Origin of the sequence: Streptomyces sp. NPDC005266 (assembly GCF_040607655.1) — a bacterium.
Taxonomy (GTDB): Bacteria; Actinomycetota; Actinomycetes; order Streptomycetales; family Streptomycetaceae; genus Streptomyces.
The window spans coordinates 444,796-457,475 of the sequence record NZ_JBEXHC010000003.1 but is presented as its reverse complement, the minus strand read 5'-3'; the positions used below and the strand labels follow the sequence as shown (position 1 = coordinate 457,475).

Here is a 12,680-nt window from a genome sequence, read left to right as displayed (position 1 = left end):
CGGGGCCGCGCCCCTGGGCCTGCCCCGGTGTGCCGCCTGGGCCGCGCCCTGCGGCGGTGGGCGCGGCCGCCGCCGTTCGTGCGCACGCGGCGGTGGGGGAAAGCTCAGCGCGCCCCCTATCCGCTTTGTCCTGCCCGTGGATGAAGCCCAACCGCTTTATGTCAATGGGGTTTCCGAATTGGACAAACCCAGCTACCGTCCTTGAGATGTACCGGTCACACCGGGCCCCCTCTCCTCGGACCGGTCACCGAACGGCGCGACGGCGCGCGCCTGTGCCAGTCACGGCGGCCTCTGGCCCGCCCGTACACTCCCCCTCTTTTTCCGGAGGATCAGCGTGCACAGGAAAAAGTCTCGACTGCGCGGGCCCCTCGCGCTCCTCACAAGCGGACTGCTCATCGGCGCGGGGCTCGCGTTCACCGCCCCGCCCGCGGGCGCGGACCAAGCGGACCGACCGGCCCCGGCCGTCGAGGAGTTCCAGCAGGTCACGCTCGCCAAGGGCGCGGCGGAGACCGGCGAGCCCATGACGCTCGCCGTGCTTCCCGACCGCTCGGTGCTGCACACCTCGCGCGACGGCACCCTGAGGCTGACCGACGCCGACGGCGACACCATGGTGTCCGGAAAGCTCCCCGTCTACTCGCACGACGAGGAAGGGCTGCAGGGCGTCGGTGTCGACCCCCACTTCGCCGAGAACCGCGCCATCTACCTCTACTACGCGCCGCCGCTCGACACCCCCGCCGGCGATGCCCCCAACGAGGGCACCGCCGCCGACTTCGCCCCCTTCGACGGCGTCAACCGTCTCTCCCGCTTCACCCTCAAGACGGACGGCACCCTCGACACCGCCGGCGAGAAGAAGATCCTCGACGTCCCCGCCTCGCGCGGCATCTGCTGCCATGTCGGCGGGGACATCGACTTCGACGCCGCCGGCAATCTCTACCTCTCGACGGGCGACGACTCCAACCCCTTCGCCTCCGACGGCTTCACCCCCATCGACGGGCGCGCGAACCGCAACCCCGCCTACGACGCCCGGCGTTCCGCCGGAAACACCAATGACCTGCGCGGCAAGATCCTCCGCATCAAGGTGGCCGCCGACGGCTCGTACACCGTCCCGGACGGAAACCTCTTCCCGCCCGGCACCGACAGGACCCGGCCCGAGATCTACGCGATGGGCTTCCGCAACCCCTTCCGAATGAGCCTCGACAAGCCGACCGGCACGGTCTACGTCGGCGACTACGGCCCGGACGCGGGCGCCGCCGACCCGAAGCGCGGACCGGGCGGCGCGGTCGAGTTCGCCCGTGTCACCAAGCCGGGCAACTACGGCTGGCCGTACTGCGTCGCCGACAACAAGCCGTACGTCGACTACGACTTCGCCACCGGCGCCTCGGGTGCGGCCTTCGACTGCGCCGCGCCCAGGAACACCTCGCCGCACAACACCGGGCTGACCGATCTGCCACCCGCGCAGCCCGCCTGGATCCCGTACGACAACGACTCCGTGCCCGAGTTCGGCTCCGGCTCCGAGTCGCCGATGGGCGGGCCCGTCTACCGTTACGACGCCTCGCTCGACTCCCCGGTGAAGTTCCCCCAGGCGTACGACGGGGACTTCTTCGCGGGGGAGTTCGGCCGCAAATGGATCAAGCGGATCGAGCAGGGCGCCGACGGCGCCGTAGAGAAGATCAACGACTTTCCGTGGACCGGCACCCAGGTGATGGACTCGGCCTTTGGCCCGGACGGCGCGCTCTACGTCCTCGACTACGGGCTGAGCTGGTTCGGCGGGGACGAGAACTCCGCCCTCTACCGGATCGAGAACGCCACGGACGGCCACTCGCCCATCGCCGAGGCGAGCGCCGACCGCACCTCCGGCAAGGCGCCCATGAGGGTCGCCCTCACCTCGGCGGGGACCACCGACGCCGACGGCGACGCCCTCACCTACCGCTGGGACTTCGGCGACGGCGCCACCTCCACCGCCCCCAACCCCACCCACACCTACACCGAGAACGGCACCTACACCGCCACCGTCACCGCCAAGGACCCCTCGGGCCGCACCGGCAGCGCCAGCGTGCATCTGACGGTGGGCAACACCGCGCCCACCGTCACCCTGCAGCTGCCCGGCGACGGCCAGCTGTTCACCTTCGGCGACGAGGTTCCGTTCAAGGTGAAGGTCACCGATCCGGAAGACCGGACCATCGACTGCGCCAAGGTCAAGGTCACCCACATCCTCGGCCACGACAGCCACGGCCACCCCGTCACCTCGGCGAACGGCTGCTCCGGCACCATCAAGACCAGCGCCGACGGCGAGCACGACCCCAACGCCAACATTTTCGGGGTCTTCGATGCCGAGTACACGGACGGCGGCGGGGGCGGACAGCCGCCACTGACCACCCATGACCAGCACGTAGCCCAGCCCAAGCACCGGCAGGCCGAGCACTACGGCGACAGCAAGGGCGTCTCCGTCGTCGCCCACACCCCGGCGAACGGCGGCAAGACGGTCGGCAACATCGACAACGGCGACTGGATCTCCTTCACCCCCTATCTCCTGGCGAACGCCGAGCAGTTCACCGCCCGCGTCTCCTCGGCGGGCGCCGGCGGCACGCTGGAGATCCGCGCCGGATCCCCCACCGGCCGCCTGCTGGGCAGCGCCACCGTGCCGGTGACCGGGGGTTGGGAGACGTTCCAGGACGTCAAGACGGCCCTGCGGAATCCCCCGGACCGCACCACCACGCTCTGCCTCGTCTTCAAGGGCGGTGCGGGTGCGCTCTACGACGTGGACGACTTCACCATCGGCACCGGCTGACGACCGGGACCCGGGGGCCCGTGACCGCCCCCGGCCCGGAGGAAGGAACACGACGGACATGCGCGCGCAGCCTTCTTCACACCCCGGACCGCACCCCGGACCGCACCCCGGACCGGGCCCTGGACCGCACCCCGGACCGCACCCCGGACCGCACCCCGGACCGCGCCGCGGACCGCACCCCGGACCGCAACCCGGACCCAGGCACGGAGCCCGCCTCGCCACCATGGCGGCCACGCTGCTGCTCGCCGCGACGGCCCTGCCCGCCGCCGCCTCCGGCGAGCCCCGGTCCTCGGCGCCCGACGACCGCGTCCTCGTCTTCTCCAAGACGGCGGGCTTCCGCCACGACTCCATCCCCGACGGCATCGCCGCCATCAAGGAGCTCGGCGCGCAGGGCGGCTTCACCGTCGACGCCACCGAGGACGCCGGCGCCTTCACCCCCGGCAACCTCGCCCGCTACGACGCAGTCGTCTTCCTCTCCACGACCGGCGACGTCCTCGACGCCGGCCAGCAGTCCGCCTTCGAGCGTTATATAGGCGCCGGCGCCGGCTATACAGGCGTCCACGCGGCCGCCGACACCGAATACGACTGGTCTTTCTACGGCGGTCTCGTCGGCGCGTACTTCCAGTCCCACCCCGCCATCCAGCAGGCCACGGTCGCCGTCGAGGACCGCGCCCATCCCGCCACCTCGCATCTGGGACCGGTGTGGGAGCGGACGGACGAGTGGTACAACTACCGCACCAACCCCCGCGACCGGGCGCACGTCCTCGCCACGCTCGACGAGTCCTCGTATCAGGGCGGCACGATGGGGGAGGACCACCCCATCGCCTGGTGCCAGACCTACGGCGGCGGCCGCGCCTTCTACACCGGCTTCGGCCACACGAAGGAGTCCTACGCCGACCCCGCCTTCCGCCGGCACCTGCTGGGCGGCATCCGCTACGCCACGGGCGCGGCCCAGGCCGACTGCCGCCCGGAGCGGGGCTACCGGCCGCTGTTCGACGGCACGTCGGCCGAGGACTGGAAGCAGGCGGGGCCCGGTGGGTTCACCCTCGACACGGCGTCCGGCACCCTCACCTCCACCGGCGGCATGGGCATGCTCTGGTACCGTGCGCGCGAGTTGGGCTCGTACTCGATCAAGCTGGACTGGAGGCTCAGTGGTGACGACAACTCAGGAGTCTTCGTGGGCTTCCCGGCCTCCGATGACCCCTGGTCCGCGGTCGACCACGGCTACGAGATCCAAATCGATGCCACGGACACTCCCGATCGCACCACGGGGGCGGTGTACGGCTTCCAGTCCGCTGACCTCGCCAAGCGGGACGGCGCGCTGAACCCGCCGGGGGAGTGGAACACCTATGAGATCCGGGTACAGGGCGAGCGACTGCGAGTCTGGCTTAACGGCGTCCCGATTAACGACTTCACCAACCGGGATCCGGCGCGGAGCCTGCGCCGCGGCTACGTCGGCATCCAGAACCACGGGGAGGGGGACGAGGTCTCCTTCCGTCATATCCGCATCAAGGACCTCCCGCCGAGGAGCCCCTAGGGGGTGTCTCGTGGACCAGGCTGAGCCCGGCATGGTCCACGAGACACCCCCTGGACCCCGGTCGGCCGCCCTGACGGCCCGAGGGGAGCCGTTGGGGCGGCGCGGGGCGGCGGGGAGGAGTACGCCGCCTCCTCCCCGCCGCCGTTCCCCGGGGCCCGGCGGAACCCTGGGGCCTCCGGCCTTGGCCCCGGCCCCGGCCTTGGCTCCGGCCTTGGCCCCGGCCCCGGCCTTGGCTCCGGCCTTGGGCCCGGCTCCGGCCTTGGGCCCGGCTCCGGCCTTGGGCCCGGCTCCGGCCTTGGGCCCGGCTCCGGGCCTGCGGCCGCGGGCCGGCCGGTATCCGGCCGGGCGAGCGTTCCCGGCTCGGGGCGGTATCGGCCCGAACTCCGGCCCCGGGACGGAGGCGGTCGCCCCTGGCCCACGCCGACCGGGATCGGCACCGGATCCGGCTCGATTCGGCTGGAGCCCTGAAGTCGGGCCTGTGGTCCGGGAGTTCGGGGCCGCAGCAGCGAGGCCCCGGGCCACCTCGTGTGCGCCCGCACCGCCGGCACGACCCACGCGGGGTACGCCACCGGGTCCCCGGCACGACCGCGGAACCCGCGTCACCACATCACCACCCCACCGGGACCATCGTCACCGCTTCACCACCCCACCGGGACCATCGTCACCGCTTCACCACCCCACCGGGACCATCGTCACCGCTTCACCACCCCACCGGGACCATCGTCACCGCGTCACCGCGTCACCGCGTCACCGCGTCACCGCGTCACCGCGTCACCGCGTCACCGCGTCACCGCGTCACCAAGACCATCGTCACCGCGTCACCTCACACCGGCAGCGACCGCTCCGCACGCCCGGGCGAGGAACCACGCGTCGCGCCAACGCTCAACCGCACCGCACCACCCCACGGAGAGGCAGCTCATGACCACCCGCCCCGACGACCTCACCCATCCGCGCAGCGCACCCCGCACGGGGGTCTGGCTCATCGGTGCCCGCGGTTCCGTCGCCACCACCGCCGTCACCGGCTGTGCCGCCGTCGCGGCGGGACTGCATCCGGCGACCGGCATGGTGAGCGAGACCGCGCCGTTGGCGGACTGTGGCCTTCCCGCCCTCGCCGACCTCGTCTTCGGCGGCCATGACACCGCCACCACCCCGCTCCCCAAGCGGGCCGAGGCGCTGGCCGCCGACGGGGTGGTGCCGCATGGGCTGTCCGGCGCCGTGCGTGCCGAACTCGCCGCCGCCGACGCCGCGATCCGCCCCGGCGGGCCGCAACCCGGGGACACCCGGGGCGAGGAGGAGCTGATCGAGGCCTTCGCCGCCGACCTCGCCGACTTCGTCCGTACCAACGGCCTCGCCCGTGCCGTCGTCGTCAACGTCGCCTCCACCGAAGCCGCTCCGCCGGATCCGGACGCCCTGCCGCCCAGCTCCCTCTACGCCGCGGCCGCCCTCCGCGCCGGCTGCCCGTACGTCAACTTCACCCCTTCCACCGGCCTTCACCATCCCCGGCTGCGTGAGGCCGCCGCGCGCTCCGGACTGCCGTACGCGGGCCGCGACGGCAAGACCGGGCAGACCCTTCTGCGGTCCGTCCTGGCGCCGATGTTCGCGCAGCGGGCGCTGCCCGTACGGGCCTGGTCCGGTACGAACCTGCTGGGCGGCGGCGACGGCGCCGCGCTCGCCGACCCGGGCGCCGCGGCCGCCAAGAACGCCGGCAAGGCGCGTGTCCTGGCCGAGACCCTCGGCGAACTCCCCGACGGCGAGCTCCACATAGACAACGTTCCCGCGCTCGGCGACTGGAAGACCGCCTGGGACCACGTCGCCTTTGACGGTTTCCTCGGCTCCCGGATGGTCCTGCAGACCATCTGGCAGGGCTGTGACTCGGCCCTCGCCGCGCCCCTCGTCCTCGATCTGGCCCGGTTCGCGGCCCGCGCCCACGAGGTGGGCCTCGCCGGGCCGCTCGGCGAGCTCGGCTTCTACTTCAAGGACCCGGACGGAGGCCCGTCCGCACTGGCCGACCAGTACGCGGCGCTGGCCGGCCTCGCCGCCCGGCTGCGGGGGCGGGCATGACGGCGCGGTACAACGAGAAGCGCGGCGTCGGCCGCCGCGCGGCGGCGTGGGCAGAACTGCTACGGGTCTCGGCCCTGTTCACCGTGCCGGGTGACGCCCTCGCGGGCGCGGCGGCGGCGCGGTGCGGGCCCAACCGGGGTACGGCGCTCGCCGCCTGCGCGTCGCTGTGCCTGTACGAGGCGGGGATGGCGCTCAACGACTGGGCGGACCGCGATGTCGACGCCATCGAGCGGCCCGGCCGCCCGCTCCCGTCGGGCCGTATCGCCCCGGCCGCCGCCCTCGTCGCCGCGACGGGGCTGACGGCCGCCGGGCTGGTCTGCGCGGCGGCGGCAGGCCGGCCGGCCCTCGGCACGGCGACGGTGCTCGCGGGCACGGTGTGGGCGTATGACCTCGGGCTGAAGAACACTCCGGCGGGCCCGCCCACGATGGCCGCGGCCCGCGCCCTGGACCTTCTCCTCGGAGCCACGGCCTCCGCGGGGGCTTCCGCCGGGGTTTCCGCGGGGGCCTCCGCCGGAGTTTCCGACGGGGCGTCCGCCCGAGTTCCCGACGGGGCGTTCGCCGCGGGGGCCGTACGCTCCGCCCTCCCCTCGGCCGCCCTGCTCGGCGCCCACACCCTCGCCGTGACCACGGTCTCCCGCCGGGAGGCGGTGGGGGGTTCCTCGGCGCCACCCCTCGCGGCGCTCGCCACGGGCGCGGCGATCGCATGGTCCGTCGCACGACGCCCCGCCGCGCACGGCCGGGGGGCCCGGCGACGTCCGTCCCTCCTCGGCCGGCGCGCCGTCACCACCGCGGCCACAGAAACGATCCGTGCAGCGGCGATGGACCGGCTCGCACCCCATGAACCAGCGGCCCGCCGCCACGCCGTCGCCCATCGCACGGCCGCCGCGGCCACCGCCGCTCTCGCCGCCACCTATACGGCGACCGCCGCCCGCCCGCTCGCCCATGCCGCGCTCAACCCCTCCCCGTACCTCCTCCAGAGCGCCGTCGGCGGGGGCATCCGCGCCATGATCCCGCTTCAGGCGGCGCTGGCCTCGCGGGCGGGCGCGCAGCGGACCGCGCTGTCGTTGCTCGCGCTCGTACCCGTCGCTCGCCGCCTCGCCCGAAAGGTGAGCCCGACTTGACCACCACGACACCGGCCCCGGGCCGCCTCCGGTTCGCCTACGGCACCAACGGGCTGACCGACCTCCGTCTGACCGACGCCCTCGCCCTCCTCGCCGACCTCGGCTACGACGGCGTCTCGCTCACCCTCGACCATATGCATCTCGACCCCCTCGCCCCGGACCTCGCCGCCCGCACCCGCGAGGTCGCGCGGCGCCTGGAGGGGCTCGGCCTCGGTGTCGCGGTCGAGACCGGCGCCCGGTACGTCCTCGACGCGCGGCGCAAGCACCACCCGACCCTCCTCGACCCCGACCCACAGGCCCGGCACGCCCGCGTGGATCTGCTGCTGCGCGCCGTGAGGGTGGCCGCCGAGCTCGGGGCGGGGGCCGTGCACTGCTTCAGCGGTGTCACACCCCCTGGCGCGTCGGAGGAGACCGCCTGGCGCCGGCTGGCCGGCGCCCTCGGGCCCGTACTGGACGCCGCCGCCTCGGCGGGCGTGGCCCTGGCGGTCGAGCCGGAACCGGGACACCTCCTCGCCGACCTCGCCGGATTCAACCGGCTCCGTACGGCGCTCGGCGATCCGCCGGCCCTCGGACTCACCCTCGACATCGGTCACTGCCAGTGCCTCGAACCGGCGCCGCCCGCCGAGTGCGTGCGTGCGGCGGCGCCATGGGTGCGGCATGTGCAGATCGAGGACATGCGGCGCGGGGTGCATGAGCATCTGCCGTTCGGCGAGGGGGAGATCGACTTCCCGCCGGTGCTGGAGGCGCTGCGGGCGACGGGTTACCGGGGGCTGGTCGGCGTGGAGCTGCCGCGCCACTCCCACGCCGGCCCGGAACTGGCCCGTACCTCCCTCCGTTTCCTCAAGGACGCCGAGCGCTCCGCGATCGAGGGAGCCGTCCGGTGCTGACCCCGACCGCCCTGCGCGAGGCGCTGCACGAGCGACTGGACGAGGACGCACGTGCCTGGCTGGACAAGGCCCTGGCGGAGGCGGCCGGGGCAGAGGCGCGGGATTCCGGCCCCGCACCATGGGAGTCGGCCTTCGCCTCCGCCGGCCGCCACTGCCGCCGCGCCGCACCCTCCGACCCGGCGCCCGCCACCGACCCCACCCAAGCCACCAACCCCACCCAAGCCACCAACCCCACCCAAGCCACCGACCCCACCCAAGCCACCGACCCCACCCAAGCCACCGACCCCACCCAAGCCACCGACCCCACCCAAGCCACCGACCCCACCCAAGCCACCAACCCCACCCCTGCCACCGACCGGCCGCCCGCCCCCCACCCTCCCGCCGACGCCGCCCGCGTCCTGCTCCTCCATGCCGCGCAGGCCGACGCCCGCACAGCTCAGCGGCTGTACACGCACGGGACCGGCGCCGAGCGCCGCGCCGTGCTGCTCGCGCTGCCGTATCTCCCCCTCGGCGCGGACGCGGTGCCGCTGGTCGAGGACGCGCTGCGGACCAATGACACCCGGCTGATGGCCGCCGCCATCGGCTGGTACACGGCCCGTCACCTGAGCCCCCACAGCTGGCGGCAGGCCGTGCTGAAGTGCCTCTTCACCGGGGTGCCCATGGCCGCCGTGGCCGAGTGGGAACACCGCGCCCGGGGCGACGGCGAGCTGGCCCGCATGCTCACCGACTACGCCGGTGAGCGCACCGCGGCCGGCCGACCCGTGCCCGCCGATCTCGTCCGCGTACTGGCCCTGACCCGCGAGGAATGCTGATGCGTATCTTCGACCCCCACATCCACATGACCTCGCGCACCACCGACGACTACGCAGCCATGTACGCCGCGGGCGTGCGCGCCGTCGTGGAGCCCTCCTTCTGGCTCGGGCAGCCCCGCACCTCGCCCGCCTCCTTCTACGACTACTTCGACTCCCTCCTCGGCTGGGAACCCTTCCGCGCCGCCCAGCACGGCATAGCCCACCACTGCACGCTCGCCCTCAACCCCAAGGAGGCGAACGACCCGCGCTGCGCGCCCGTCCTGGACGAGCTGCCGCGCTATCTCGTCAAGGACGGTGTCGTGGCCGTCGGCGAGATCGGCTACGACTCGATGACCCCCGCCGAGGACGCCGCTCTCGCCGCCCAGCTCCAACTGGCCGCCGACCACGAGCTGCCCGCCCTCGTCCACACCCCGCACCGGGACAAGGCGGCGGGCCTGGCCCGTACGCTCGACGTCGTCCGCGAGTCCGTTCTGCCCACCGGCCATGTCCTGCTCGACCATCTCAACGAGACCACCGTACGAGCGGCCGCCGACAGCGGCTGCTGGCTCGGGTTCTCGATCTACCCCGATACCAAGATGGACGAGGGGCGCATGGTGCGCGTACTGCGCGAGTACGGGGCCGAGCGGGACCGCATCCTGGTGAACTCCGCGGCCGACTGGGGACGCAGCGATCCGCTGAAGACGCGGCGGGTCGGTGAGGCGATGCTGGCGGCCGGCTTCGGCGAGGAGGACGTCGACCAGGTGCTGTGGCGCAATCCGGTCGCCTTCTACGGGCTGAGCGGACGTCTCGACCTCGATCTGGACACCGGAGAGGCCGAGCCCACCGCCACCCACGAGGGCAACTCCATCCTGCGTGGCGCCCCCGCCGCACCGACGGGGCGGTGATGAACCGATGCGCTTCCGCCACCCCGACGGCTCCACCGTCCACCTCGCCTACTGCACCAACGTCCACCCCGCCGAAGACCTCGACGGTGTCGTCGACCAGCTCCGGCTGCACTGCGAGCCGGTACGCCGCCGTCTGGGCCGTGACCGGCTCGGCATCGGCCTGTGGCTGGCCCGCGACGCCGCCCGCACCCTGATCGCGGACCCCGCCGAGCTGCGCCGCCTGCGCACGGCACTGGACACCCGTGGTCTGGAGGTCGTGACGCTCAACGGCTTCCCGTACGAGGGATTCGGCGCCCAGGAGGTCAAGTACCGCGTCTACAAGCCGGACTGGACGGACACCGAGCGGCTCGACCACACCACCCATCTCGCCCGGCTGCTGGCCGCCCTGCTCCCCGACGACATCACCGACGGCTCCATCTCCACGCTGCCCCTCGCCTGGCGCACCCCCTTCGACGCCGACCACGCCCGTACCGCCCGCCGCAATCTCACCGTCCTCGCCGAGCGGCTGGACGCCATCCAGGAGCTCACCGGCCGTTCGATCCGTATCGGCCTGGAACCGGAGCCCGGCTGCACCGTCGAGACGACCGCCCAGGCCATCGAGGCACTCACCGTGCCCGGCGGACCGCCCCCCGAGCGCATCGGGGTCTGCGTCGACACCTGCCATCTGGCGACGCAGTTCGAGGACCCGGACGCCGCCGTCGACGCGCTGACCGCCGCCGGTGTGCCCGTCGTCAAGGCCCAGCTGTCCGCCGCGCTGCACGCCGAGAATCCGCGGCTGCCCGCCGTACGGACCGCCCTCGCCGCCTTCGCCGAGCCCCGCTTCCTCCACCAGACCCGCACCCGCGCCCCGGAGGGCGGCGTCCACGGCACGGACGACCTCGACGAGGCGCTCGCGGGCGGGCTCGGCGGCACCGCGCCCTGGCGGTCGCACTTCCACATACCGCTGCACGCGGCGCCCGAGCCCCCGCTCACCTCCACGCTCCCCGTGCTCACCGACACCCTCACCCGGCTCGTCGGCGGCGCCGCGCCGCTGACCCGCCATCTCGAGGTCGAGACCTACACCTGGCAGGCGCTCCCGCCCGAGCTGCGCCCGCGCAGCCGCGACCGGCTGGCCGACGGGATCGCCGCCGAACTGGCCCTCGCCCGCGATCTGCTGACCGACCTCGGCCTCAAGGAGCTGCCATGAGCACCGCCAGGACCGGCCCGACGCCTCTCCTCGTCCTCGACGTGGTCGGCCTCACACCGCGCCTGCTCGACCACATGCCGCGGCTGCGCGCCCTGGCCCGCTCCGGCTCGTACGCCCCGCTGGGCACCGTGCTGCCCGCCGTCACCTGCGCCGCCCAGTCGACGTTCCTGACCGGCGCCACCCCCGCCGAGCACGGGATCGTCGGCAACGGCTGGTACTTCCGCGAGCTGGGCGAGGTGCTGCTGTGGCGGCAGTACAACGGCCTCGTAGGCGGCGACAAGCTGTGGGACGCGGCCCGCCGCGCCCACCCCGGCTACACCGTCGCCAACATCTGCTGGTGGTACGCCATGGGCTCGGACACCGACATCACGGTCACCCCGCGCCCCGTCTACTACGCCGACGGCCGCAAGGAGCCGGACTGCTACACCCGGCCCACCGACCTCCACGACGAGCTCACCGCGGAATTCGGCACCTTCCCGCTCTTCCACTTCTGGGGACCCGGCGCCGATCTGGTCTCCACCCAGTGGATCATCGACGCCACCCGCCACATCCTGCGCACCCGGCCCACCGATCTCGTCCTCGCCTACCTCCCGCACCTGGACTACGACCTCCAGCGGTACGGCCCCGACGACCCCCGCGCCCACGCCGCCGCGGCAGGACTCGACGCCGCCCTCGGCCCGTTGCTGGACGACGCGACCGCCCGGGGCCGTACCGTCGTCGCGCTGTCCGAGTACGGCATCACCCGGGTCTCGCGGCCCGTGGACATCAACCGGGCGCTGCGCCGCGCCGGGCTGCTGGAGGTGCACACCCAGGACGGCATGGAGTATCTGGACCCCGGGGCCTCCCGCGCGTTCGCCGTGGCCGACCACCAGCTCGCCCATGTCTATGTGCGCCGCCCCGAGGACCTGGACGCCACGCGCGCCGCGCTGGCCGGGCTGCCGGGCCTCGCCGAACTGCTGGACGACGAGGGGAAGAAGGCGCACGGCCTGGACCACCCCCGCTCCGGGGAACTGGTCGCGCTCGCCGCGCCGGACGCCTGGTTCACGTACTACTACTGGCTCGACGACGCCCGGGCCCCCGACTTCGCCCAGCTGGTCGAGATCCACCGCAAACCCGGCTACGACCCGGCCGAGCTGTTCCTGGACCCCAAGGACCCCTATGTGCGGGTGCGGGCTGCCGCCGCGCTCGCCCGCAAGAAGACCGGGATGCGCTACCGCATGGCCGTCGTCCCGCTCGATCCCTCCCCGGTGCGCGGCAGCCACGGCCGCCTTCCGGACCGCGACGAGGACGGGCCCGTCCTCATCTGCTCCCAGCCGGACGCCGTCGGTGGCCGCGTGGCCGCCACCGACGTCAAGTCACTGCTCCTGCGCCTCGCCGGCCTCCACCACAACTGAAGGAGACGCA

Annotated in this window: 9 protein-coding genes; all 9 read left to right on the top strand. The window is 73.6% G+C overall.

Annotation, left to right across the window (positions count from 1 at the left end; all coding sequences use genetic code 11):
* The first annotated feature begins 334 nt into the window (after window positions 1-334).
* On the top strand, window positions 335-2,788 hold the full coding sequence (locus ABZU99_RS08500) for a PQQ-dependent sugar dehydrogenase (RefSeq protein ID WP_355944533.1): 2,454 nt from the start codon (window positions 335-337) through the stop codon (window positions 2,786-2,788).
* Between the two features lie 223 nt (window positions 2,789-3,011).
* The gene (locus ABZU99_RS08495) at window positions 3,012-4,325 is read left to right on the top strand and encodes a ThuA domain-containing protein (protein ID WP_356044553.1); all 1,314 of its coding nucleotides are present in this window, start codon (window positions 3,012-3,014) and stop codon (window positions 4,323-4,325) included.
* Window positions 4,326-5,243: 918 nt separating this feature from the next.
* Window positions 5,244-6,386, top strand: coding sequence for an inositol-3-phosphate synthase (locus tag ABZU99_RS08490; protein WP_355944529.1), 1,143 nt, complete (start codon window positions 5,244-5,246; stop codon window positions 6,384-6,386).
* Window positions 6,383-7,507 (top strand): SCO3242 family prenyltransferase, encoded by a 1,125-nt coding sequence (locus ABZU99_RS08485; protein ID WP_355944527.1) that lies wholly within the window; start codon window positions 6,383-6,385, stop codon window positions 7,505-7,507. The genes ABZU99_RS08490 and ABZU99_RS08485 overlap by 4 nt, the downstream gene beginning before the upstream one ends.
* Window positions 7,504-8,394: a sugar phosphate isomerase/epimerase family protein gene (locus tag ABZU99_RS08480; protein WP_355944525.1), complete on the top strand. Its 891-nt coding sequence runs from the start codon at window positions 7,504-7,506 to the stop codon at window positions 8,392-8,394. Before ABZU99_RS08485 ends, ABZU99_RS08480 begins: the two co-directional genes overlap by 4 nt.
* Window positions 8,388-9,206, top strand: coding sequence for an EboA domain-containing protein (locus tag ABZU99_RS08475; RefSeq protein WP_355944523.1), 819 nt, complete (start codon window positions 8,388-8,390; stop codon window positions 9,204-9,206). Before ABZU99_RS08480 ends, ABZU99_RS08475 begins: the two co-directional genes overlap by 7 nt.
* On the top strand, window positions 9,206-10,090 hold the full coding sequence (locus ABZU99_RS08470) for a TatD family hydrolase (RefSeq protein WP_355944521.1): 885 nt from the start codon (window positions 9,206-9,208) through the stop codon (window positions 10,088-10,090). Before ABZU99_RS08475 ends, ABZU99_RS08470 begins: the two co-directional genes overlap by 1 nt.
* Window positions 10,091-10,097: 7 nt before the next feature.
* Window positions 10,098-11,276, top strand: a complete 1,179-nt coding sequence (eboE, locus tag ABZU99_RS08465; protein WP_355944519.1) for a metabolite traffic protein EboE — start codon at window positions 10,098-10,100, stop codon at window positions 11,274-11,276.
* On the top strand, window positions 11,273-12,670 hold the full coding sequence (locus ABZU99_RS08460) for a nucleotide pyrophosphatase/phosphodiesterase family protein (protein ID WP_355944517.1): 1,398 nt from the start codon (window positions 11,273-11,275) through the stop codon (window positions 12,668-12,670). The genes eboE and ABZU99_RS08460 overlap by 4 nt, the downstream gene beginning before the upstream one ends.
* The last annotated feature ends 10 nt before the right edge of the window (window positions 12,671-12,680 follow it).